A 24,091-nucleotide genomic window follows, 5' to 3' on the forward strand; every position below is an offset into this window, starting at 1 on the left:
CGCGTAAAGTTAAATTCCCGGGCTTGGGGACAACGTCCGAAGATGCAGTCGGGGCTCCGAGCAGTCCGAAAACGCTGTACCAGAGCGGTCCTTGATTGATGCGATCGGGGTGGAGTTCGATCATCTTGTCGAAGAACTCCTGTGGGGGGCTGCTCCAGAATGACTGGATCATCGGCACGATTTTTCTGTTTGTGCCCAGCAATAACGATGCGCGGTTTCAAAGCTTCTACTTGGTCAATCACCTTGATCCAGGTTTGTAGCCCCCCCGTTGCCGCCTTCGAGGAGATATTGGTGTACGCCGTTGCAGGCAAAGTCGCCGGCCACCACCCGTCCCATGTGCGTAAAACCAGAAGGGCGGGGGCTGGTGTATTCATTCAGGGGATGGTGGTTTCCAGGGGCAAACAAAATTGCCCCCCACCTGGGCTGAGTGTGGGGCAATTGAACGAATGTCCCGTTACTCGTAAAGCGTGGGACTTCCTACGCGACGGTAAATCCGCCCGACTTTGGCGCGGTGTTGTCTTTGGGCTTACCCACCACGTAGTGCACCTGGATGCGCGTCGGGTCGGTCACGCTCGATGCTGACATCACGGCCAACAGCTTCCAGCCGTCCTGTAACGCCATGTTCACCTCGCGGTAATTGGTCAATTCATTCACGACGTGGGCTTCATGTAACTGCATTGTTCTGCCTCCTGGGGGATACCTTCAGCGTAGCAGGGCCTCGGCTAGCGGCGCGGGGGTTCCTTTCTGGTTGAGCGAAGTGGGACTTTCTCACTTCGGTTCGGGTGGTTACGGGTAACGCTGTGGATCAGTCCGGAAGGCGAGCGGCCTCATCCACCCGTTGGCGCATCCACTGCGAGTCTCCCCGCTGCTCGACCCGGTTCGTCAGTTCCATGATGGCAGCTTCCAGGGGGAGTTGATTTTCGTTGATCTTGAAAAGCAAGGAGGGGAGCAGGTCTGAATTGGGCATCGCGATTCCTCCGTGAAAAGAAAAGCGTAGCAACTTGAGAACTTCATCGAGCGAGTCGATTGGGGGAGACCGGGTACCCGCGTGCATGGGGTGGACAGTTGTGGCAGTGCTCGGGAGTCAAAGCAGATACAGGATAGCCATGGACCACAACCAGCCAATGGTGAGGGTGAAAAGCAGGTAGTAAGCCGCAAACATCAAAGGATGATTCCACATGGCATTAATCTCCCAGAAACCACAGTTTTTGTTGGTGCTCTGTAGTTTGGGTGCTGAGATACTCATGAAATGTAATAAGCAATAATCAAGCCGTTTGTGTGAAAGAGGCCTGGTGCCTCTAGCGCTACGTTCTTAGCTGCCTCCGGCCGAAAATTGACCCTGAATCCCCCCCCAAAAAAGTGATATTCCCCACCTATGGGGAACAGTCGTTCGGATGCCACCCAGCGGGAGCTTGAAACCGAAGCTAATGCTTTATGTCTGGGGTGATTCAGAAGATAGAATTTTTCAAATGACTGCTTTTGACTGTGGATTACAGCCTGTTGCAAAAGAGTGCCATCGACCCATTATAGATAGTCCGTCCCACCTTCACCGATACTGGTAACGGTTGGCAGGTAGCTGTCAGCGAGGGTGGAACATGCACCTGTAGACTACGAATAAGCGCAAGTTAGATCTCGTATTACGATGATGTTAAATCGACCGTCTCTTGCGCTTTTGGAAAAGCCGCATCCCTGCTTCGGGCCCTTGTTTGAGTGGAATCAAGGGCCACATATTGAGAAATTATTCGAAAAACCTGTCTATGCCCATTGAATGGGGGCCTTTACGCCGATTACTGCCTTGACGAAAAACTGTAATCGACCTCATGCCACTCTAATTCGGTTCCCGCCGTGGATCGACGCGTGGTAAGCATCGGCGATCGAGGAACTAAACGGTTCTGACTGCCAAAGCTTTTTGCCGACGATACAGAATCGTCGTCGCCGTGAACCCGCACACCGCTGCGAACATCAGCCAGTAGGCAGGTGATGCCTTATCGCCCGTGGCCTGGACAAGCAGCGTCGAGATTGCCGGGGTAAAGCCGCCAAACACTGCGGTGGCCAAACTGAAGGCCAGTGAAAACCCGACTACCCGCACGTTCTGTGGCATGACTTCGGTCAGTGCCGCGACCATGGCGCCGTTGTAAATGCCAAAGAAGAATGAGAAGTAGAGCAGAACAGCGAGCAGTCGTTCGAAACTCGCCGCCTCTGCCAGCCAGTGCATGGCGGGATAGGCGGTGAAGATGCACAGCAACGATATCGCCAGCAACAGTGGCCGACGGCCAATGCGGTCGGAGAGGGCGCCGCCGATAGGCAGCCAGATAAAGTTGCTGATACCGACCAGCAGTGTGACCGCCAGGCTGTCGGTGGTGCTTAGGTTCAGTACTGTCCTGCCAAACGTCGGTGTGTAGACCGTAATCAGGTAGAACGTGGTGGTGGTCATGGACGCCAGCAAGCCGCCCGCCAGTACGGTGCGCCAGTTGTCACGCATCGAGCGAAAAACTTCGCGAGTTGTTGGGCGATGGCTGCGAGCAGTGAAGGCAGCGGTTTCTTCCAGTGAGCGGCGAATAATGAAAATGAACGGGATGATCACGCAGCCAATGAAGAACGGAATACGCCAGCCCCAATCGGCGATTTCAGCGGCTTGCATCGTGGCATTGATCGTGTAGCCCAACGCAGCCGCGACGACGATCGCCACCTGTTGGCTGGCCGATTGCCAACTGGTGTAGAAACCGGTGTGACCGGGGGTGGAAATTTCCGACAGATACACGGAAACACCGCCCATTTCCGCGCCGGCAGAGAAGCCCTGGAGCAGCCTGCCCAACAACACCAGAATCGGTGCCGCCACGCCGATGGCGGCATAGCCCGGCACTAGGGCGATCAATACGGTACCGGCGGCCATGATCGACAGCGTCACGATCAGCCCCTTGCGACGGCCCACCTTGTCGATGTACGCCCCCAGCACAATGGCGCCTAACGGACGCATCAGGAATCCGGAGCCGAATACCGCGAAGGTCATCATCAACGAGGCAAACTCGTTGGTGGCTGGAAAGAAAGTTTGGGAGATGTAGGTCGCGTAGAACCCAAACAGAAAGAAGTCGAACTGCTCGAGAAAATTACCGCTGGTGACCCGCAAAATCGCGCCCAATTTGGACCCCTTGGCTCGGGTTGTTGCCGTTATCGTTTTCATCATGGCTACCGTTATGCTCACTATTGTTTTTGGATTGAGTGCTTTAACCGTCAGTCGCTGCCGGCGTTGATCGGGTTGGGTTGACGCTTCTCGATGGCGTGTTTGAGCAGCGCAGCGCTGCGGAATATTCCATGGGCGAATTTGCTGTAGGGCATGGTCAAGAAAAACGCCATGACCAGGCCGAGATGGATAACCAAGATCAAGCCCAAGGCGCTGGTTTCACGGAAAGCCAGTAGCGCCAGGCCGCTTGCGCTGACCAGAAACAGCAGCGCGATGAAGCCGCGATCCATGGGTTTTTGGTTTTCATCGCCGTGCGCAGGGTTGCGACGCAGGTTCAGCCAAAGAAGACCCGCCGGGCCGATCAGCAGGCCGATGCCACCGGCAATACCCAACATCACCGGCAAGCTGAAGATCGGATAAGGCGCCGACCACTTCAGCAGATAGTGAAAGAGCGTGGCGACGCCGGTGGCGGCGAAGCACAGCATGAAACCGTAAAAGGTGAGGTGGTGGAATCGGCGTCGCCACAAGGTGAATTGATCGTCGGCGTTGTTGCAGCCTTCGCCATGGCCGCCGTCCAGGTATTTGAGCTTCGCGACGTTGGCCGTAGCCTCCAATGCTGCAGAGGTTTTCAGCGGCAGTGGCGCTGCGACCGGTGAAACGTTGCGCCAGAAGCGCCGTACACCCATGGTCAGGGCAAGTACCGCAAAGCCGAACACTGAGCCGAACATCAGCGCCAGGGTGTTATGCGGGAAAATCTTGTAGAAGTTGCCCCCGGGAATGGCCGTGAACAGGTTGCCCATGAGCATCAGGGTCAGGCATAAAAACAAGGCCAGTCCCCCACCGGAAGCCAGCGCCAGAGTCAGGCCGTTGCGCTGATACAACCTGCCCATCACTTGCGGCCAGGCGTATTCGGCGTAAGTATCCAGGCGCACTTTGGCCATGGCTTTGGGTATGTTGACGTCGAATTCGTGTGGGGCGGCGTACTGACAGGCGTGCAGGCACGCGCCGCAGTTATGGCACAAGTTCGCCAGGTAATGGATGTCGGCCTGAGTGAATTCCAAGCGCCGGGTCATCGCCGGAAATACCGCGCAAAAGCCTTCGCAATAACGGCAGGCATTGCAGATGGTCATCTGCCGCTGGACTTCACTTTCGTCAAGATTCAACACCGGGATCAACCCGCCCGACGCTTGGGGATCAAACAGTTGCATGTCGAGACTCCGTGTTTGCAGATGAAACGCCAAAGCCCACCGAAGCGGCCGCCTGCACACCGGCGATGCGGCCAAACGCGGTACCGATGGCCATGCCGATGCCGGCGGTGTAGCCCTTGCCCAAAACATTGCCGGCCATCATTTCTCCCGCGACGAACAGGTTGGGGCTCGCTTTGCCATTGAAATGCACGGCAGCGGTTTCGTCGGTGGCGAGGCCGAGGTAGGTGAACGTGACACCCGGTTTAAGCGGGTAGGCGTAGAAAGGTGGTTTCACCAATGGCCGCGCCCAATGCGTTTTGGCGGGCATCAGTCCTTGAGTGTGGCAGTCGTCCAACGACGTGTGATCGAACGTGCCAACGCGGCAGGCGCTGTTGTAGTCCTCGACAGTCTTGACGAATTTTTCTTGAGGCAGCTTCAACTGGCGGGCAAGGTCTTGCAGAGTATTGGCGGTAGTTCCGGGAAACACCGGCGGCATGAAGCGGCCGATGGCTTGTTGATCGATGATCGAATACGCCTGCTGACCGGGTTGTCCGGCCACCAGGCGCCCCCAGATCGCATAACGTTTTGGCCAGAAATCCTCACCTTCGTCGTAGAAGCGTTCGCCATCACGATTGACCACCACACCGAGAGATACGCAGTCGATTCGGGTGCAGATGCCGCCGTCGTAGAGTGGCGCGCGGGCATCAATCGCGACCATGTGTGCTTGCGTCGGATCGCCGATCACATCTGCGCCAAGGTCGAGCATGCGCCGTAGCAAAATTCCGGTGTTGAATCGGGTACCCCGGATCAGGAAATTATCCGATGGCCATTCACCGTGTTCGTTCTGACCCCAGGCTTCGCGCAGCCATTCACGGTTGGATTCGAAGCCGCCGGCCGCCAACACGCAGGCTCGGGCTTCAATGCGTTCTGCGGCGAAACGCTGACCATCCACCTCATGTTCGCCCACGTGGGCGGCGACGAATTTACCCTCGTCCAACTCGATGTCGGTCACTTGCGTGTTGTAGCGAACTTTTACACCCAGGCGCTCGGCGCTGCGGAAATAGGCATTGACCAGCGCTTTGCCGCCCCCCATAAAAAATGCATTGGTCCGCGCCACGTGCAGCGCGCCGGACAGCGGTGGCTGAAAATGCACGCCGTGTGAACGCATCCAATCGCGGCAAGAGGACGATGCCCGAATTGCAATGCGTGCAAGCTTTTCATTCGTAAGGCCACCGGTGACCTTCAGCAGGTCTTGCCAGTATTCTTCTTCCGGATAGGCATCGATCAGCACGTCCTGCGGTTCGTCGTGCATGCACCGCAGGTTACGGGTGTGTTGGGAGTTGCCACCGCGCCAGATTTTCGGAGAGGCTTCCAGCAGCATCACGCTGGCGCCCGCTTCTCGCGCCATCAGAGCGGCGCACAAGGCAGCGTTGCCACCCCCTATGATTAAGACATCGATCATTATTGCTCCTCGATTTGCAAGGAAGCGGGAACGAAGTGCTCCTTGCGAGTGGGGAGAACGATAGGGTGAGGAAGGAGTAGCCGAAAGGCTGCGTTTGACGCGGGGTGTTTAGTTTTTCTAAAGGCTTTGTCGTCAAGAGAGACTAATGTGTCCGGAGTGAAGGAGGATTATGCGTCTACACCTTCTATCCATGTAGCTCCAGGCCACAGTTTGTCGACGACCAGCTGTCGCGCCACATCGACGATGACCAACCGCGTTGCCAGCGCCGCCGGAGAGAGTTCGTCGTCAGCCAGCGTCGCCAGAAGATTACGCCGGCCCACATGCGGATCGGTAATCCTGATCAGTGAAAGTCCGGACCTGTCATTCAATGCAGCGGCCGCCCCCGGTTGTATCGTTGCCGCATGACCTGCCCGAACAGCGTTCATCAAAACAGCGAGACCGTCGACTTCCATAATGACATTGGGTGTTAGCCCGACCCGCTCGAACGCGCTCATCAATGCCGAACGCAATCCATGTTGCGAGCTGGGCATCACCAGCGGCAGGCCGCCGAGGTCTGCTAACTGCACGCTTTCACCAGAAGGCGCTTGAGGCAGGCTGGGCGAGGCAATGACAAACAGCTTTTCATCCAGCAGCGGAGTCACGCTCCAGCGTTTACCCCCTTCGAGCTGGAACAGGATGGCCAGATCAATTTGCCGTGCGTTGAGCTGCGCCGCCAAGTGGCCGGAAAGCATTTCCACCAAATGCAGTTGTATGTCCGGGTAACGCGCACGCATTGCGTTGATCAACGGCAACGCGAGCACCGTTGCGGTAGTCGGCGGTAAACCGACGCTGACATAACCGCTCATTCGCCCGCGATGGGCGGCCATGATTGCGTTTTCCGCCTGGCGTAGCGTCAATTGGGCATGGTGTAAAAACGCAAATCCGGCGCTAGTGGGCGTCACGCCGGTAGAGGTTCGATTCAGGAGGCGGGTGCACAGTTCGCTTTCCAGCTTGGAGATTTGCTGACTAAGGGCTGACACGCCAACGTCCAGTTCAAGTGCCGCACGCCCCAAGCTGCCAAGCTCGATGATTTTTACGAAATAGCGCAGTTGTCTCAATTCCAATGTGGCTGCTCCCCACGAATTTGTTATTCAAATACCTGAACGTTCCCCACACAAGTTGCGAAGCCCGAAGAGGCAGCATTCTCGCAGGTTTGGGTTGACCGTTGAGCGCGTGCGCTTTTGTCGAGGACTGTTAGCAGTTGACCCGAAGCTGTCATCGAGACTGTGGTCACTGATCCTGGATTTCATACCAGGGTGCCTTGGACGTGACTTCGATATGTTGCTGCTTGTCGGTAGTAAAGGTCATGTCTAGCGAACCCCAACGCTATAAATATCCAGTCTGCGTATGCACCCCGACTTCGCGATCAGAACAGCGACGAACCGCACTGGGCGCAGAACTGAGAAAGCACTGATTCGGAAGAGCGGTAAGTCGTGATGCACTCCGCGCCCTGGATGATATGCAGGTCAGTTCGCAGCACGCTGCCATAGCTGGCAAACGCTGCCCCATGTTTTACGGCATTGGTTGCAATGGCAATGTGAAAGCGCTTTGGGGCGTGATTTGATTTCGTAACTGACGGCGCTGCAGAGAAAGCCGCCTTGGAAAGTGCTGGCCATTGTTTGAGGCCGCATGGTAACCAAATGGGTCAATTTAAGCGATTGGCAAGGGGAGTGTCGAATGACTGTATATGGACTCCTCCTCGTTGCAAGCCCCCTTCGCTTTGGCGCCCGTGCCGACTGCACACGTATATTCGGCCTCTGATTTCAGCATCGATTCGATGCAGGGCCATGATGGGCTATTCGCGCGTCGGCTCCCAATTGCTTCTACGTGCTTTACGCACCTGGTCATTAGAGGGTTTTTCCGACGCCGGTTCGACCGGTTTGCCATTGTTCGGGTTGCTTCGCAATCGTGGTGTAGAGGGGCTTCTCCTTGGGTAAATGGGTCAGGCGGCTGCCCGATCCGGTTGGTAATCAGTGCCGTTGCGTAGCATCGCCCAAGCCATGCGCGCAGTTTTGTTGGCTAGCGCAATAGCCGCCACATTAGGATGTGAGCGCTCAGCTAAACGGACAGCCCACTGGCTGAGCCGGTCATCTTTAAATTTGGCCGTGCGTAGTGCCGATCGTGCATCATGGATCATCAGCGTTCGCGGATAAGCATCCCCACGTTTGCTGATGTCCAGCAGTCGATCCTTGCCGCCGGAGCTGTGTTGCCTCGGCGTCAGCCCTAACGAGGCGGCCAACTGCCGGCCATTGGCAAACTGTCGGGCATCACCAATGGCAGCAACGAGTGCGGTGGCGATCATCGGGCCGACCCCGCGCAGCTGCTGCAGGCGAACGGCCATTGGTTCACTTGCCGCGATTGCCGATATCTCGCTGTCGAGTTCGCCCACACGTTCATCCAGTGTGCGAAGGTCGCCCCACAAGCCATCCAGCAGACGACGAAAACGTACCGTCAAACCGTTATCCGCCTCTTCCAACCAGCACGGTATGGCACGACGTAGCATCGGCAACTCTTTCGGAGCGACGAGGCCGTACTCGGCAACCAGGCCACGGATCTGATTGGCTTTGGCCGTCCGCTGTTCGATCAAGCCGGCCCGGATGCGGTGCGTCGCCTGGATATCCTGTTGCTCAATCGTCTTGATGGCGACGAAGCGCATGCTGGGGCGGCTCATTGCCTCACAGATTGCTTCGGCATCGTTGGCGTCATTCTTGTTGCTCTTGACGTACGGTATGACGAACTGCGGCGCGATCAGTCTCACTCGAAATCCGCGTGCCTGTAGTTGTCGCGCCCAATGATGGGCTCCACCGCAACTCTCCATACCGATTTCACAGCCGGGTTCGATTTTCTCCAGCACCGTTTGCAGCCAGCGATCACGCGGTAGGCATTGCCGCCAGATGGGTTGTTCATGACAATCCACGCCGTGGATCTGAAACACGTTCTTGGCCAGGTCGACCCCAATGCGCATAAGTTTCATGTGTGGACTCCTTCTCACGGTTGACTGTGGTTCGCACCTTCAGTCTGGCACTCAAGATGCCGAAGTGAGGAGGAGTCCATCCCATTGCTTCTGGTTGTGGATTCCTGCCCTTGGCGATACGCGGCTAACCGGACCTTGCACTTGGGTGAGCGGTATGGCCTGAAGGTCGGGTGTCCGGCCAATCTGTTGATTCTATCCGCGCCGGACGACTTCGAGATGATACGTAGCCAAGACCAGGTGCTGATGTCGATTCGGGATGGCAAGGTGCTCATGCAATGCAGCCCGATACGGGTGGAACGGTTCGCCAGCTAAGGTAGCGCGTTGCTCGGGACAGTAATTGGTGGGGGTTACGTGGCCCTCTTTTTTGCCAGCGTCATTTGCCAGGACTGTCAGTCCTGAGGTGGTGTCTCCTGGCCGGAGGCCTTGAGAAGGCATTGGCGAAAATCCACAACGGCATTATCGATGTAGGGCTCGTCGCGCCAGCAGACACCGATGCAACCTTCTGCGTCCATTTCAAAGTTCAGTGCCTTGACCAGACCGCGATGAGTGAAATGCTCGGCGACCCGGCCAGAGGCGATTGAAAGCATATCGCTGGTTTGTAGCAGCCACAGATTGGCCATCAGCGATGACGACTCGACCCGGCTGGGCAAAGGCTTAAGCCCTGCGTTACTCAAGGCAGAGTCCAGTCGCTGGCGAATGGGCGTCCCCTCTGGCCAGAGAATCCAGTCGAACCTATAGAGGTCGTCCCAGCTTAGACGCGGTTTCAAGGTCAACGGGTGTCCGGGGCGGGCGATGACCTGCATGGGTTCGCGAAACAGCATCTGGCTGTTCAGCGTCTGCCGGGGCTGATAGCTGTCGAGGCGTCCGACCACCAGATCCAATTGGCCGAGCTCCAGGCGCTCGAGCAAAACGTTCATGGTGCTCTCTTGCAGAGAAACATGTGCCCGTGGGTGCATGGCCAGGAAGAGAGCGATGGCATCGGGTATCAGGCTGGGTGCCGATGCGGGTGAAGTGCCGACAGCGATGTTCGGTGCGTTGCCTTCCTTGAGTGCATCCATATTGTCCTGTGCGCGTTCCATTTCACTCAAGATGCGTCGCACATGGTTGATCAGCAACTCGCCTTGAGTCGTTGGGCGCAACCCGCGAGCGTGGCGCTCGAACAGTGTGGCACCGGCATCTTCCTCCAGGTCCTTGAGCCATTTCGACAGGCCGGGTTGAGTGGTATTGGCGCTCCGTGCGGCATCGCTGACGCTGCCGGTTTCGGCCAGGGTGATCAGCAATTGCAGGTGCCGAAGGCGCAAACGTGTCGTCCAGGTCATGGCGCTCATATACGAAAATAAGTATGGATGCATCGGAAAATATCATTATTCGCATAGGGACGGCAGGTTTTTAATAGGTCAACGCCGGTGGTAGCTGTATGCCAGCGCAATCTGCTTGTCGTGGTCAGCATGACCCGCCTTTTTACCTGGAGCCCTCCCATGAGCTACGTATTCGAGCCACAAGCCCCCGTGACCCTGGCAGTGGTCGGCACTGAGCAAAAATTTCCGGTACGCCGCGTTTATTGCGTGGGCCGTAACTATGCCGCTCACGCCCGCGAAATGGGCTTCGATCCTGACCGCGAACCGCCGTTCTTCTTTTGCAAGCCTGCCGATGCGGTGATTTCGGTTGCCTATGAGCAAGCCCTGGAGCTGCCTTACCCGGCTGAAACCAGCAACTACCACTACGAAATCGAGCTAGTCGTCGCCATTGGTAAAGCTGGCCGCGATATCTCACTGGAACAGGCCAATGATCACGTCTATGGCTATGCCGTAGGCCTGGACATGACCCGTCGCGACCTGCAGATGAAAATGCGTGAGATGGGACGCCCCTGGGAAATCGGCAAAGCCTTCGATGCGTCGGCGCCGATCGGTCCATTGCACCCAGCCAACCAGATCGGTCACCCGAGCAAGGCCGGTCTGTGGTTGCAGGTCAATGGCACCGATAAACAACGCAGCGACATCGACAAGCTGATCTGGTCGGTACCGGAAACCATCAGCTATCTCTCGCGGTTCTTCGAATTGCAGCCCGGTGATTTGATCATGACCGGTACCCCTGAAGGTGTCGGTCCGGTGGTGGCAGGCGAACGCATGACTGGCGGGGTCGAAGGTCTGGGCGAGATCCAGGTCAGCGTCATCTAACCCTGTTCGGGGCCGGCTCCACGCCGTCGGCCCTGAATCGAAATCCCACTACGTGGTCCGCACAATGTGCAGGCCCGGAGAATTCGCTCATGTCTTCCACTGATAACAATAACAGTGTGGATGTACAGGATTTCATCGACAGCCGACCGGTCAGCCGTTTTCAGTGGATGATTCTGGGGTTGTGCTTTCTGGTGACGGCCATTGATGGCCTTGATACTGCCGCCGTCGGTTTCATCGCCCCGGCCCTGCGCGACGAATGGGGTCTGACCCCTGCGCAACTCAACCCGGTCCTCGGTGCTTCATTGCTGGGCCTGATGCTCGGCGCATTCATTGCCGGCCCGCTGGCTGACCGTTTCGGCCGCAAAACCATCTTGCTGGTTTCCGTCCTGTTCTTCGGCGGATGGAGCCTTGCTGCCTGTTTATCACAAGATGTCTTCAGCCTGACCATCATGCGCTTCATGACCGGCCTTGGCTTGGGTGGCGCCATGCCCCAGGCGATCACATTGACGTCGGAATACTGCCCGCAACGCCGGCGCTCATTGATGGTTACCACGATGTTCTGCGGCTTCACCTTGGGATCGGCCCTGGGAGGTGTGTTAGCCGCCCAGATGGTGCCGCTCTATGGCTGGCGCAGCGTGTTGTTGCTGGGGGGCGTATTGCCGCTGTTGTGCGTGCCGCTTCTTTACGTGTTCCTGCCGGAGTCGGTGCGATTCCTGGTGCAGCGCGCGGCGCCTGCGAAGAAAATCAGCGCTATTTTGCAACGCATTTCGGGGCAACCGCTGCCAAGCGATCGTCGCTACGACATTCACGACGGTGTCGGTGAGTTCAACACGCGCCAATCGCCGATCCGCCAGATCCTGAGCGGCAGCCATCGTGCCGGAACCCTGCTGCTGTGGACGTCATTTTTCATGAGCCTGCTGATCATCTACATGATGACCAGCTGGCTGCCGATCCTGGTCAAGGACACCGGCCTGTCACTCAGCCAGGCGGCGCGGGTCAGCGCCATGTTCCAGGTCGGTGGCACCCTTGGGGCAATCCTGCTGGGGGCCGCAATGGACCGGTTCAATCCCTTCCGGGTGCTGGTCGGTGCCTACGTCACCGGCGCCTTCTGCCTGATGCTCATCAGCTTGTTCCACGACCAATTTGCCTTGTTGGCCGTCGGGGTGTTCGGCATGGGCTTTTGCATCAGTGGCTCGCAAGTCGGGGCCAACGCGCTGGCCGCAAGTTTCTACCCGACCACCATGCGTTCGACCGGGGTCAGTTGGGCCCACGGTGTCGGCCGTATCGGTTCGGTGCTGGGTACCCTGGGCGGTGGCTGGATGCTGGGCGTGGGCATGGGCTTCAACGGCATCTTTACCGTTCTGATGTTGCCCGCCTTGCTGGCCGGTGCCGCGATTTTCCTGATGGGCCTGCGCTACAACCGCTCGCTGGCGCAGCCCTCAATCGCCGTTCTTTGATACACCATAGGAAACTCCACCATGAAGCTCTACAGTTTCTTCAATAGCTCCACCTCGTACCGGGTGCGTATCGCGCTCGCATTGAAGGGGCTGCCTTACGATTACCAAGGCGTCAATCTGCGCGAGGGCCAGCAGTACAGTCCCGCCCACCGTACGCTCAGCCCGATTGGCGGCGTACCGGTGCTGGAGGTCGATGGCGCTGTCTTGAGCCAATCCCTGGCCATCATCGACTACCTCGACGGCCAATACCCCGCGCCTGGACTGATTCCGGTCGATGCCCGGCAGCGTGCCCGCGTACTGGAAATCGCCAACCTGATTGGCTGCGATATCCACCCGGTGAACAACGTGCGCGTACTCAATTACCTGCAGAACGTGCTGGCCGTAAGTGCCGAGCAAAAAACAGCCTGGTACAGACATTGGGTCGCCGAAGGCCTGAGTGCCGTGGAAGCGTTGCTGCAACGTCATGGCAGCGGCAACTACTGCGTGGGTGACGAACCGGGCCTGGCCGAATGCTGCCTGATCCCGCAGGTGGCCAATGCAGAGCGCATGGGCTGCGACCTGTCCGGCTACCCGCGGATCATGGCCGTGTATCGCCATTGCCTGCAACTGCCGGCCTTTCTGGCCGCGGCACCGGCACGACAAACCGATTTCATTGCATGACTTGGCCGCAGGCTTCGCTGCCCCTTGAAGAAGCCCGCACGGCAACAGACTGGAGATTCGAATCATGACTGCACAAAACCAAAAACAGTCGATTATCGTCGTCGGCGGCGGCATCGGTGGCCTCGCGGCCGCTCAGGCGCTGACCCAACAAGGTATCGCGGTGTTGTTGCTGGAGCAGGCGGACCATATCGGTGAGATTGGCGCCGGCATCCAGCTTGGACCCAATGCCTATGCTGCGCTCGATGCGCTGGGCGCCGGAGAGGCTGCCCGCAGCCGCTCGGTGTTCACCGATCACCTGATCATGATGGATGCCATTGATGCCCACGAAGTGGCGCGCATCGATGTCGGACAGCCGTTTCGCGACCGCTTCGGCAATCCTTATGGGGTGATCCACCGTGCCGACATTCACTTGTCGATTCTTGAGGCGGTGCAGAACAATCCACTGATTCAGTTCAAGACATCCGTGCGTATCGAACGAATCGAGCAGGATGACGAAGGTGTCACCTTGAGCGACCAGAATGGCAACCATTACCGGGCTGATGCGGTGATTGGCTGCGACGGAGTGCGTTCGGTGGTTCGCGACGCCCTGCATGGCGAACCGCCGCGTGTGACCGGGCATGTGGTGTATCGCGCTGTAGTGGATGAGAAAGACATGCCCGAGGACTTGCGCGTCAACGCGCCAATGCTGTGGGCGGGCCCGCGTTGTCACCTCGTGCACTACCCGTTGCGCGGTGGCAAGCAATACAACCTGGTGGTGACCTTCCACAGCAAGGACCAGGAAGAGTGGGGCGTCACTGAGGGCAGCAAGGAGGAAGTGCTGCAATATTTCGAGGGTATCCACCCGCGTCCAAGGCAGATGCTCGATCGTCCGACTTCGTGGCGTCGGTGGGCCACTGCAGACCGTGATCCGGTGGAAAAATGGGGCAAGGGGCGCATCACCATCCTTGGCGATGCGGCGCATCCGATGACCCAGTACCTGGCTCAGGGAGCCTGCAGCGCGCTGGAAGATGCCGTGGTCCTGGGGCAGGCGATCAAGCAGTGTGGCTTTGACCTGCAGGCAGCCTTCCTCTTGTACGAAACCATCCGCATCCCTCGAACGGCTCGCATCCTCTGGTCGGCCAGGGAGATGGGGCGTCTTTACCACGCCAAAGGCGTCGAGCGTCAAGTGCGCAATCAACTGTGGGATGGTCGCACCCAAGAGCAGTTCTACGACGCCTTGCAATGGCTGTACGGCTGGAGCCTCGACAACTGCATGAAGCACTGACTCGGTCATTGCTTCCCTTGACGCCAGCGCGGGCCTTCGGAATTGACCCGGGCCCGCACATCGCCACCTAATTGAAAGAGGATTCGTAGCCATGTCCAATCATGATGGATTCCAACAGGCCCCCGTTCACAACGCCATGGCGCCGGACGATAGCCCCGAGCTGCGTCAACTCTATGCCGATTTCGAAGCCGGGCACATGATGCCGCTGTGGACCCAGATCGGTAACCTGATGCCCAGGCACCCCATGCCGCGAGCCGTGCCACACGTGTGGAAATGGTCCGATCTATATCCTTTGGCCAAGCGCTCCGGCGACCTGGTACCGGTCGGTCGTGGCGGCGAGCGCCGGGCCATCGGCCTCGGTAACCCTGGTCTTGAGGGACGGCCCTACATCAGCCCGACCTTATGGTGTGCCATCCAGTACCTGGGCCCACGTGAAACAGCGCCGGAACATCGCCATGCGCAGAATGCCTTCCGCTTCGTGATCGAAGGGGAGGGAGTCTGGACCGTGGTCAATGGTGACCCGGTGCGCATGAGCCGGGGGGATCTGTTGTTGACCCCGGGTTGGAACTTTCACGGCCACCAGAACGTAACCGACAAACCAATGGCCTGGATCGACGGTCTTGATATCCCGTTCTCCTACCAGAACGATGTCGGCTTCTTTGAGTTCGGCTCGGAAAATCTGACCGATATCACCACGCCGCAATATTCCCGTGGCGAACGTCTGTGGTGCCATCCGGGTCTTCGCCCGCTATCAGGTCTTGCAAACACGGTCAGTTCACCCATCGGCGCCTACCGTTGGGAGCACACCGATCGTGCCCTCGACGAGCAATTGCGCCTCGAAGAGGAAGGCTTCCCCGGTGTCCTGGAGAAAGGCCATGCCGCGGTCCGCTTCATCAACCCGACCACAGGTGGCGACATCATGTCTACCATTCGTGCCGAGTTTCATCGTTTGCGTGCTGGCGCAGTGTCGGCCGAGCGTCGGGAAGTGGGTTCGCGGGTCTTCCAGGTGTTCGAGGGCAGAGGGCAGGTGATGCTCGACGGCGTCACGCGACACCTGGAAAAAGGCGACCTCTTTGTCGTTCCCTCCTGGATCAGTTGGTCGCTGCAGGCCGAAAGCCAATTCGACCTGTTCTGTTTCTCGGACGCGCCGATCATGGAGCGGCTGAATTTCGACCGCACCATGGTCAATGGCCAGTTGGTCTGATCGGACTTTCAGGGGCTGCCAGCCCATGTGCCGGCGCCCTTGATTGCCCGGCGACCTGCCAGGACTTGAAGGTGTGGGTGACGATCAGACGATTTTCGTCGACGTCCGTCGTTTCGCTGCCGCGATCAGTCACGTTGCGCCAACGCACGCTCAGGTTCGGCAAAGGACCGCTCTGAATGACATAGTCGATGTCGGTATTGCGTTACCGCTCTTTGGGCGCCACCCCCACGAATATTGAGGTCATCGCCGCGCATGTAGCGGGTCACTGCGGGATTCGCCTTGCTGGACAACCTGTGGCTGCCACCGCAGGCGTGTGAGGCAGTGTTGCAACGAGAATAAGCAACAGGTGGACGCTCGTGACATGCCTTCGGCTGTTGTCGAGAGAAGAGGACATTCATGTGCCGAGGCTGCCTCCCTGCAGAGGGGAGGCTGTCATCACGGGTTTTGTAGAGGTTGAGCGTTGGTATCTCAATACGGTGCTTGCGTCGTTAGAAGTCGAAGAACACTGTTTCCGATTCGCCTTGAAGGTGGATATCGAAGCAGTAGGCCAACTTCCCGTCAAACGCGCAGCGCCTGGCAATCAGGGACTCACGCCGATGTGGCTGTTCGATCAGATTCAATACGGGATCCACTGCATTCGCCTCCGACTCATCGTCGAAATACAGTCGCGTCTGCAAGTGAATGTTGATGCCCCGAGCGAACAGCGACACATTGATATGCGCTGCCATCGGGACACCCGAGGCATTCTTCACCGGGCCAGGTTTCACGGTTTCGATCATCCATTCACCGACATCTGTGGTGGCCGTACGGCCAAAGCCGTTAAATGGTTTTTCCTGATCGTAAGCGGTGTCGTAAAGGCCGTCGTGGTTCGCCTGCCAGAACTCCAGAAATGCGTCACGAATCAAATGCCCATTGCCATCGTAAACGTGGCCCATCAATAAAATGTGCTCACCGGGCGCGCCTGGTTTAGCCATGACGTTCCAGATTTCCTGCTCGCGCGGCGGGTTGCCGGCCGCCTCCAGTGCCAGTCCGATATGCACATAGGGGCCGGCTGTTTGCGACGGGGTTTCAGGCAGCAGTTGAACGGGCATGTGCAGGCCTCCTCAGCAGTTTTCGAAGTGAGTCTTGCGCTGGCCGCGCAGGACGATATCAAAGCGATAAGCCAGGCAATCCATAGGATTGGCCATGCTCATATCAAGCCTGGCGATCAGGCTCTGCACCGCATCCGGATTGGCGATCGACTTGACGATCGGGCACATGGGGATGAGCGGATCACCTTCGAAATACAGCTGGGTAATAAGACGCGTGGAAATTGACGGGCCACTGATGGAGACATGGATATGGGCCGGCCGCCAGTCGTTGGGGCCGTTGCGCCATGGATAGGGGCCGGGCTTGATCGTGCGGAAGCTGTAGTTGCCATCGCGGTCGGTCAATGCACGGCCGACGCCGCCGAAATTCGGATCAAGGGGAGCCAGATAACTGTCTTTTTTATGCCGGTAACGGCCACCGGCATTGGCTTGCCACATCTCCACCAGGGTATGGGGAACCGGCTTGCCGTACTGATCGCAAACCCGACCCGCGACAATGATGCGTTCGCCAACGGGCAAGCCGCCATGATTGAAGTTCAGCAGCAGATCGTTATCGTGCCGGCCCATCTTCAGGTGGGAAAAATCCGGACCGCTGGTTTCGGATAAAGATTGGGGGATGCTCACCAGTGCCTGGCGGGGGGATCGCAGGATCGAAGTCTTGTAGTCAGGTGTCAGGGCTTTGGGGTGCCAGTTACGGTCACGAATGACGAAGCGGCTGTCATGCGCATCAGACATGTCGGTCTTCCTGTTGTTATGGTTAGTCAGAGGCAAGCGCTGCATTGGCGGCTACCTGTGGCTCAGTCTCCCTCGTTACGCCCCTACCCAAAATTGAAAAAACCGACTTTATCCATATCCAAAAGGTTATGGGTATTTTCCCTCACGATATTCTTGCCCGACCTCACGCAGAACCTCCGCGCACCACTGCGCTGCGGGTGTCACAGGCATCGCAGGGTTTGTACATAACCCTACAGAACCGCCTGGTTCACGCATCCCCAGGTCCAATTCCACCAACTCGCCTTGCCGCAAGTCCTGGCGGACAGCGTCGAGCGGCGCGACCCAGATTGCCTGACTGCATTGCACGTAGCGCCGGCTCAGGGCTACTGACAGGGTTTCCAGACGTTGGCGTGACGGAGTAATTCCGTGCTGCACAAACAGGCCGTCGGCGAATTTCCGGATCGTCGTTCCCGCCAATGGCAATACCACTGGATAGTCTTCGAGGTTTTTATGCCCTGGTGGATCAGTCAGCAACGGATGGCCGCAACGTACCACCAGCGTCATGGACTCGCTGTAAAGGTGCTCGAACGTCAACCCGAGAATCGATGGGCTATCGGTCATTCTGCCAATCACCAGATCCAGCTCACCGACACGCAATTGGGACAACAGGTAGGCGCTTGGCCCGGTCACGACACTGACCGCCAACGCGGGTTGTCGGTCGTGTAAACGGCAGACAACTTCAGGAACCAACAGGCTTTCGACGGTGGATAGCACGCCTAGTCGTACGGTAATCGGCTCATGTACACCGGAGCGCAGGCTGTTGACCCCTTCACGCAGCGATTGCACGCTCGGTCCCGCATATCGCAAAAAGGCCATTCCGGCCTCGGTCAGCGTCGAGCCCTTTTTTCCCCGCTCAAACAACGTGGCAGCCAGCAGGGTTTCCAGTTCCTTCAGCGTTTTGGATAGCGCTGGCTGGCTGATGGCCAACTTGTCGCAAGCACGTGCCAGGCTACCCTGGCGCGCGACCTCGAGAAAGCAAACAAGATGACGGAATTTAATTCGGGTATCGATGTTCAATCGGGTGCGCCGCCTTCGTGGTGTGGCATTCAGTGTTCCTGGTGACCGATGTTGGGAATGCGGTGGTTATCGGTCGACGTTCGGCAGTTCGCGCCCGGGATCACTCGTCCTGGTTTGACCGCCTGGCGATAAAGCACCTGCATGGCGGATTCGCAAAGCGGTTCAAATCGCGAATAGGCAAAGCTGATATCAGGGGGATCAGTCCTGTTGTACGCCGCAGGTCCAGATTGGTACTGACGTTGGCTGACCGCGAAGAGATTGCGTGTGCAGTGGTTCAATATACTGACGATGGGGCGTGGAGGTAAGTAAGGAAAAGGTGACTTCGGTGACTTCGATTGACTAGTCGGGTTCGATTGCTGATTCAGCGACTACTTCTTCAGGCAAGGCATGTGGCGCTTCGATTCTTTCTTTGAGTGTGGCCGCATAGTCCCAGGCACTCTGCTCATCGCGAAACTGAATGTTACGGCCACCGAAGCAAACCGACCAAAGCTCTTCGCGCTGGTTAGACAACCGCTCAACCTTGACTGACATGATCAAACTCCGGACGCAGGGTAATTAGAAGTGAACTTCGGCAGATTTGATGCCAATGTCCCGAAGCTCATGAATCACGTCATCCAGGTGCCTAAATGACTCGATTTCTTCGTTGTCATTGACCAGGAAATAACTTCTTCCTGCCTCTTTTTTGAACAGGATGATCCACTCATTCGTGTTGGCCGGGTTGGCGATCACATGCGTGTCGAAGCGCATGCCTTCACCGTGTTTGGTTTTGACCTCTTCGCGTTTCATGCGGGTCTCCGAGTGTGGACGCATTCTGTCCACAAGTGTGATTGGGGGCTTGCCGTGCTGGATTTTCAGTGAACACAGGGACTGCGCCAAGGGTGGTTCGATTGCTTTACTGTTATCACTGGATGTGAATATTATGCACATGCCAACCGAGAGAGGCCAGTCATGATTGCGATACGAGAAGCGTGGAAAGCAGGCCTGTTAAGGCCAGAGCACTGGCTTCGAAATATCGTCTCTGGAGTAATCGTCGGCGTCGTGGCGTTGCCCTTGGCCATGGCGTTTGCCATCGCCTCAGGTGTCAAGCCTGAGCAAGGGATTTACACGGCCATTATCGGTGGCCTCTTGGTTTCTCTCTTCGGAGGGAGCCGTCTTCAGATTGCTGGCCCGACAGGGGCATTCATCGTCATTCTGGCTGGCGTGACCGCCAAGTACGGTGTTGACGGTTTGCAGATAGCAACGATGATGGCCGGGGTGATCCTGTTGCTGCTCGGTATCACCAAGCTTGGGGCCATCATCAAGTTCATCCCCGACCCTGTGATTGTCGGGTTCACCGCCGGCATCGGTGTGATCATTTGGGTGGGGCAATGGAAAGATTTTTTCGGTTTGCCGAAAATCAGCGGTGAGCATTTTCATCAGCGGCTCTGGCACCTGTTCCAGGCGCTTCCCCACCTACATGTGCCCACAACACTGTTGGCGCTTTTGAGTTTGCTGCTGGTCATCATGGCTCCCAGAGTTCCTGGCATAAAGCGTGTGCCGGGGCCCCTGATCGCCATGGTCATTGTGACGGTCATTCAGTCTTGTTTTCAGTTTACCGGCGTTGCGACGATTGGCAGTGCGTTTGGGGGGATTCCTCAAGGGCTGCCAACAATTGGTCTGCCTGAAATAACCATACCGCAGGTGATCGAGTTGATCGGCCCGGCGTTCGCGATTGCAATGTTGGGGGCTATCGAGTCATTACTGTCTGCTGTTGTCGCTGACGGGATGGCGGGCACCAGGCACGACTCCAATCAGGAGCTGATCGGCCAAGGCGTCGCCAACCTGGTCACTCCTTTGTTCGGCGGTTTTGCTGCGACCGGCGCGATCGCTCGAACGGCCACCAACATCCGCAATGGCGGAACCGGCCCGATTGCCGGGGTTGTCCATGCGTTCACATTGATTTTACTGATTTCTTTGCTGGCGCCTCTGGCCTCGGATATTCCGCTGTGCACTCTGGCTGCGATCCTGTTTGTCGTTGCTTACAACATGAGTGAGATGAAGCACTTCAAACGCATGGTCGAGCGTGCCCCAAAAGCCGACGTCGCGATACTTCTCATAACCTTCAGTCTGACCGTTTTGAGTGATTTAACGATCGCCGTGAACATCGGTGTCATTCTCGCCATGCTGCAATTCATGCGTCGGATGGCGTCTTCAGTGGAGGTGCAGCAAATGGTCGAAAAAGAGCTGGAAGTTGAGTTACGGTTCAATGGGCATGCTCATCTTCCGCCTGGCGTTTTGGTGTATACCATTGAAGGGCCGCTCTTCTTTGGCGCAGCAGAAACCTTTGAACGTGTTCTGGCTCAAACGCACACGGATCCGGGGACATTGATTCTTCGTCTAAAGCGAGTGCCGTTCATGGATATAACGGGCTTACAAACACTACTCGAAGTCATTGAGCACTTACGTAAGCGCAGCATCGTCGTAAAACTGTGCGAAGCCAACGAGAAAGTTCTTGGCAAGCTGGACAGGGCAGGGATACTTCAGGCGCTCGGTTCAGAGCATTATCATGCTGACTTCAAGGGAGCACTGAACAGTTATGTCGCGAGTGAGAAGTCGCCAGGCGATAGCTGAACTGGAATGCTGCAGGTAGAGCGATGAGCTGACCCCTTTTCACGCCAGCCCATTCGCGAACGCATTATTTAGTCGTCACTTTATTGTTTTTGGTCGAGTAGGACACGCCATGCGTCTCCAGGTAGTCTCGAATAAGCTGCCGGACGACCTGTGAAGGCGTCAGATCCTGAGCTGCACAGAGCTCCTCAAGGGCTTTTTTCTTGACGGGATCAATGAGCACAGTCAGTCGTGCAGTCTTGTTTTCCATGGAGTTGCCGGGACCCTGATTTGATCAATGATAATCAAATTGTAATGCCGAGGGTTTTGTTTGTCACCGTCCAGGTGCGTCAGGGCTCGCGGGGTTGACGGCGATCAATATTATCCGATTCAGCGAAGTCACAGTACCCGACCAGGCCTATGGGTACTCGGCTCGGTTTCATTGCAACATGAGCTATCTTGAGCAGCGAGCCAAATGCGGCGTCGGATGTCTCCCAAGAGATCTAAAATCATGGCTGCACAGGTTTCGAATGTTGGATGTTTACGCCAGTAGTCGCCATGAGTAGCGCTTGCCAACGAGCGATCAAACCAGCCCTGCAGCAATTGAAGGACACCTTTGATCCGCTCGTCGACGGTCTGGTTAGGTGAGGCCAGGTCGTGCCCGTAACGCTTTATGATTTCCCGCAGTAACTGAGTGCCGGGGCGATAGCCCGAGGTCTCACAAGCATCATGAAATTGCTCCTGCCGTTCGCGGTGGTCCTGGCGATCCCTCGTTGAGGTTTACCGCGAAGATGAATCCACAATAGGTGCACATGCTGACCGCCAATCTGTAGTGGTCCAATGAAACCGGACGCTGGTTAGTGCTGGTAGGCGGCGAGCATGTGGATGCTCAAGGAAGTAGCGAGGCAGCTAAACAGCCGTCCTCGGAAAACAAAAAACTTCGAAACGCTCGCTGAACGATTTAGCCAATCTGTTGCGTCCACCGGTTGAATCCACAGCCGAAAGCAGACGAAATTTTTGCAACTGTCCAGTCCTGAAACAGGTGTAAACCTTACTCAGGACGAGACAGAGAACAAAGCCGCTTTTCTCGCAGGACAAAAAAACGGGCGCCTTCAGCGTCCGTTCATTCATTCATTCCGCAGCCTGTGCCCGCAACCGCCGACCCATCACATCCATCAAATCACAACCATCGCGCAACGGAATGGCCAGCAGCCTGGAAAAGTCGGCCAACACCACCGTGTCGCAACCAATCTCGGCCCGGTAGGCAATGTTCTCCAGCACCTGCGTAACCGCACGAATTCGGTAATCCGCCAGCCATAATGGGCGACGGCGCCGACTATAAGCCGCACGAGATCAGCGAGGGAAGGTCAGGCATTCCGAGCTTTGTGCAGGACCTTTGATGATGAAACTTCAGACCTTTCACCTCACGTCGCTGGAAATATAAACACAGACCTGAGATGTTCACCGCCCCTTGTTTGCAGCCAACGACGCTATCCTTAATCACCGCTTCTGCCGTCGAGATGGACCTTCGCTCATGCAAACCGCAAACCCCCAACGCCCCCTCTGGAAAACCTACCTGCTGTTTCTCGCCCCGATGGTCCTGTCGAACTTCCTGCAATCCATGTCCGGCACGGTCAACAGCATCTACATCGGCCAGATGCTCGGCACCCAGGCGCTGGCGGCGGTGTCGGGGATGTTCCCCATCGTGTTTTTCTTCATCGCCCTGGTCATCGGTCTCGGTGCGGGCGCGGGGGTGTTGATCGGGCAGGCGTGGGGGGCGCGGGAGATACATCTGGTGAAGGCGATTGCCGGGGCGACGTTGTTGTTGGGGGGGGGTGATCGGGTTGGCGGCGGCGGTGGTGGGCAGTGTGTTTGCGCGGTCGGCGTTGGTGGGGTTGGGGACGCCGGCGGATGTGCTGGACGATGCGGTGGCGTATGCCCATGTGATGTTGTGGATCATGCCGTCGCTGTTGGTGTTTGTGTTGTTCACGCAATTATTGCGTGGGGTGAGCGATACCTTGTCGCCGTTGTTGGCGCTGGTGGTGTCAACCATTGTCGGGCTGGCGCTGACGCCGGCGTTGATTCGCGGGTGGTTGGGTTTTGCGCCGATGGGGATTCAGAGTGCGGCGTTTGCCGGGTTGGTGGGTAACCTGGTGGCGATGGGGTTGCTGGCGTGGCGGTTGATTGGCAAGGGCCATCCGCTGGCGCCGGACCGTGAGTTCTTTGCGGCGATGAAGCTGGACATGGCGATTCTCGGCAAGGTGCTGCGCATCGGTTTGCCCACTGGTTTGCAGATGGTGGTGTTGTCGCTGTCGGAACTGGTGATTCTGGCGCTGGTGAACCAGCACGGTTCCCAGGCGACGGCGGCGTATGGCGCGGTGACGCAGATCGTCAATTACGTGCAGTTCCCGGCGCTGTCGATTGCGATTACCGCGTCGATCCTCGGGGCGCAGGCGATCGGGGCCGGGCGCATCGAGCGCATGGGGCCGATTTTGCGTACAGGGTTGATGATCAATATGTGCCTGACCGGTGGCTTGGTGGTGCTCGGGTACTTGCTGTCGCATTGGCTGCTGGCGTCGTTCCTCACTGAGGAGGCGACGCGGACCATGGCTCAGCACCTGTTGCACATCATGCTCTGGAGTCTGTTGGTGTTCGGCTTCCAGGCGATCATCGGCGGCATCATGCGTGCCAGCGGCACGGTGATGGTGCCGGTGGCGATTTCCATTGTGTGCGTGGTGGGTTTGCAGTTGCCGGCGGCGTATCTGCTGGATGCGAAGTTCGGGCTGCAAGGGGTGTGGATGGCGTTTCCTGTGGCGTATCTGGGGATGCTGGTGTTGCAGACGCTGTATTACAAACGGGTGTGGCAGCATCAGAAGATTGAGCGGTTGGTGTAGGTGGTTTTTTTGATTGCCTGTTCGCGATAGTGGTGGTTCAGTTGATGTAGAGGTTGATTGTACTGACGTCTTCGCGGGCAAGCCCGCTCCCACAGGGACTGTGGTGTTTGTAATCTTGTGCACACTG

At 57.4% G+C, this 24,091-nt stretch carries 21 protein-coding genes and 4 pseudogenes; 8 read left to right on the forward strand and 17 right to left on the reverse strand.

Annotated features, from left to right (window positions below):
• Nucleotides 1–477 precede the first annotated feature (477 nt).
• The 8 genes and pseudogenes from PMI31_RS07500 to PMI31_RS07525 form a co-directional block, all read right to left on the reverse strand.
• Nucleotides 478–678, reverse strand: coding sequence for a hypothetical protein (locus tag PMI31_RS07500; protein WP_008017247.1), 201 nt, complete (start codon nucleotides 676–678; stop codon nucleotides 478–480).
• 127 nt (nucleotides 679–805) lie between these two features.
• Nucleotides 806–967 (reverse strand): hypothetical protein, encoded by a 162-nt coding sequence (locus PMI31_RS31045; protein WP_008017248.1) that lies wholly within the window; start codon nucleotides 965–967, stop codon nucleotides 806–808.
• A 915-nt stretch (nucleotides 968–1,882) separates the two neighbouring features.
• Complete coding sequence (locus PMI31_RS07505; protein WP_008017250.1) at nucleotides 1,883–3,184, reverse strand: MFS transporter; 1,302 nt, start codon at nucleotides 3,182–3,184, stop codon at nucleotides 1,883–1,885.
• 47 nt (nucleotides 3,185–3,231) lie between these two features.
• Nucleotides 3,232–4,389, reverse strand: coding sequence for a tricarballylate utilization 4Fe-4S protein TcuB (tcuB, locus tag PMI31_RS07510; protein WP_008017252.1), 1,158 nt, complete (start codon nucleotides 4,387–4,389; stop codon nucleotides 3,232–3,234).
• Nucleotides 4,376–5,830 (reverse strand): FAD-dependent tricarballylate dehydrogenase TcuA, encoded by a 1,455-nt coding sequence (tcuA, locus tag PMI31_RS07515; RefSeq protein WP_008017253.1) that lies wholly within the window; start codon nucleotides 5,828–5,830, stop codon nucleotides 4,376–4,378. Before tcuA ends, tcuB begins: the two co-directional genes overlap by 14 nt.
• 167 nt (nucleotides 5,831–5,997) lie before the next feature.
• Nucleotides 5,998–6,933: a LysR family transcriptional regulator gene (locus tag PMI31_RS07520; RefSeq protein ID WP_008017255.1), complete on the reverse strand. Its 936-nt coding sequence runs from the start codon at nucleotides 6,931–6,933 to the stop codon at nucleotides 5,998–6,000.
• A gap of 166 nt (nucleotides 6,934–7,099) precedes the next feature.
• Nucleotides 7,100–7,485, reverse strand: a pseudogene (locus tag PMI31_RS31255) (GFA family protein).
• Nucleotides 7,486–7,811: 326 nt separating this feature from the next.
• Entirely contained in the window at nucleotides 7,812–8,843 is a 1,032-nt protein-coding gene (locus PMI31_RS07525) for an IS110 family transposase (RefSeq protein WP_008017256.1), read from the reverse strand.
• A gap of 129 nt (nucleotides 8,844–8,972) precedes the next feature.
• On the opposite strand from PMI31_RS07525, the pseudogene PMI31_RS31260 reads away from it, so the two are divergent.
• Nucleotides 8,973–9,155, forward strand: a pseudogene (locus tag PMI31_RS31260) (cytosine deaminase); the annotation flags it as partial.
• 77 nt (nucleotides 9,156–9,232) lie between these two features.
• Here the strand turns inward: PMI31_RS31260 and PMI31_RS07535 are convergent.
• A complete protein-coding gene (locus PMI31_RS07535) occupies nucleotides 9,233–10,162 on the reverse strand; it encodes a LysR substrate-binding domain-containing protein (protein ID WP_043302268.1) in 930 nt (309 codons plus the stop codon).
• 159 nt (nucleotides 10,163–10,321) lie between these two features.
• Here PMI31_RS07535 and PMI31_RS07540 point away from each other — a divergent pair, with 159 nt between their 5' ends.
• From PMI31_RS07540 to PMI31_RS07560, 5 genes are all read left to right on the forward strand, one after another.
• The gene (locus PMI31_RS07540) at nucleotides 10,322–11,020 is read left to right on the forward strand and encodes a fumarylacetoacetate hydrolase family protein (protein WP_008017260.1); all 699 of its coding nucleotides are present in this window, start codon (nucleotides 10,322–10,324) and stop codon (nucleotides 11,018–11,020) included.
• Between the two features lie 89 nt (nucleotides 11,021–11,109).
• Complete coding sequence (locus PMI31_RS07545; RefSeq protein ID WP_008017261.1) at nucleotides 11,110–12,477, forward strand: MFS transporter; 1,368 nt, start codon at nucleotides 11,110–11,112, stop codon at nucleotides 12,475–12,477.
• 21 nt (nucleotides 12,478–12,498) lie between these two features.
• Complete coding sequence (gene maiA, locus PMI31_RS07550) at nucleotides 12,499–13,137, forward strand: maleylacetoacetate isomerase (RefSeq protein WP_008017262.1); 639 nt, start codon at nucleotides 12,499–12,501, stop codon at nucleotides 13,135–13,137.
• Nucleotides 13,138–13,201: 64 nt separating this feature from the next.
• Nucleotides 13,202–14,401, forward strand: coding sequence for a 3-hydroxybenzoate 6-monooxygenase (locus tag PMI31_RS07555; protein WP_008017263.1), 1,200 nt, complete (start codon nucleotides 13,202–13,204; stop codon nucleotides 14,399–14,401).
• Between the two features lie 91 nt (nucleotides 14,402–14,492).
• Nucleotides 14,493–15,605, forward strand: a complete 1,113-nt coding sequence (locus tag PMI31_RS07560; RefSeq protein WP_008017264.1) for a cupin domain-containing protein — start codon at nucleotides 14,493–14,495, stop codon at nucleotides 15,603–15,605.
• On the opposite strand, the gene PMI31_RS31265 is transcribed toward PMI31_RS07560, so the two are convergent.
• The 6 genes from PMI31_RS31265 to PMI31_RS07585 all read right to left on the reverse strand — a co-directional run bounded on the left by PMI31_RS31265 (nucleotide 15,586) and on the right by PMI31_RS07585 (nucleotide 19,270).
• Nucleotides 15,586–15,753 carry an OprD family porin gene (locus PMI31_RS31265; RefSeq protein WP_238539272.1) on the reverse strand — a complete coding sequence of 56 codons (168 nt, stop codon included), beginning with the start codon at nucleotides 15,751–15,753 and terminating at the stop codon, nucleotides 15,586–15,588. The two genes, PMI31_RS07560 and PMI31_RS31265, sit on opposite strands and share 20 nt — an antisense overlap.
• Nucleotides 15,754–16,093: 340 nt before the next feature.
• On the reverse strand, nucleotides 16,094–16,696 hold the full coding sequence (pcaG, locus tag PMI31_RS07565) for a protocatechuate 3,4-dioxygenase subunit alpha (RefSeq protein WP_008017265.1): 603 nt from the start codon (nucleotides 16,694–16,696) through the stop codon (nucleotides 16,094–16,096).
• Nucleotides 16,697–16,708: 12 nt separating this feature from the next.
• On the reverse strand, nucleotides 16,709–17,428 hold the full coding sequence (gene pcaH / locus PMI31_RS07570; protein WP_008017266.1) for a protocatechuate 3,4-dioxygenase subunit beta: 720 nt from the start codon (nucleotides 17,426–17,428) through the stop codon (nucleotides 16,709–16,711).
• Between the two features lie 126 nt (nucleotides 17,429–17,554).
• The gene (gene pcaQ, locus PMI31_RS07575; RefSeq protein WP_008017267.1) at nucleotides 17,555–18,484 is read right to left on the reverse strand and encodes a pca operon transcription factor PcaQ; all 930 of its coding nucleotides are present in this window, start codon (nucleotides 18,482–18,484) and stop codon (nucleotides 17,555–17,557) included.
• A 339-nt stretch (nucleotides 18,485–18,823) separates the two neighbouring features.
• Complete coding sequence (locus PMI31_RS07580; protein WP_008017269.1) at nucleotides 18,824–19,015, reverse strand: hypothetical protein; 192 nt, start codon at nucleotides 19,013–19,015, stop codon at nucleotides 18,824–18,826.
• A 24-nt stretch (nucleotides 19,016–19,039) separates the two neighbouring features.
• Nucleotides 19,040–19,270, reverse strand: coding sequence for a hypothetical protein (locus tag PMI31_RS07585; protein WP_008017270.1), 231 nt, complete (start codon nucleotides 19,268–19,270; stop codon nucleotides 19,040–19,042).
• Between the two features lie 162 nt (nucleotides 19,271–19,432).
• On the opposite strand from PMI31_RS07585, the gene PMI31_RS07590 reads away from it, so the two are divergent.
• Complete coding sequence (locus PMI31_RS07590) at nucleotides 19,433–21,094, forward strand: SulP family inorganic anion transporter (RefSeq protein ID WP_008017271.1); 1,662 nt, start codon at nucleotides 19,433–19,435, stop codon at nucleotides 21,092–21,094.
• A 64-nt stretch (nucleotides 21,095–21,158) separates the two neighbouring features.
• Here PMI31_RS07590 and PMI31_RS07595 read toward each other — a convergent pair whose 3' ends face one another.
• On the reverse strand, nucleotides 21,159–21,341 hold the full coding sequence (locus PMI31_RS07595) for a ribbon-helix-helix protein, CopG family (protein WP_008017272.1): 183 nt from the start codon (nucleotides 21,339–21,341) through the stop codon (nucleotides 21,159–21,161).
• A gap of 860 nt (nucleotides 21,342–22,201) precedes the next feature.
• Nucleotides 22,202–22,384: pseudogene (locus PMI31_RS07600) on the reverse strand (hypothetical protein); the annotation flags it as partial.
• 220 nt (nucleotides 22,385–22,604) lie between these two features.
• Here PMI31_RS07600 and PMI31_RS07605 point away from each other — a divergent pair.
• Nucleotides 22,605–23,964, forward strand: a pseudogene (locus PMI31_RS07605) (MATE family efflux transporter).
• Nucleotides 23,965–24,091 lie beyond the last annotated feature (127 nt).

Source organism: Pseudomonas sp. GM55 (genome assembly GCF_000282395.1).
Lineage (GTDB): Bacteria > Pseudomonadota > Gammaproteobacteria > Pseudomonadales > Pseudomonadaceae > Aquipseudomonas > Aquipseudomonas fluorescens_CC.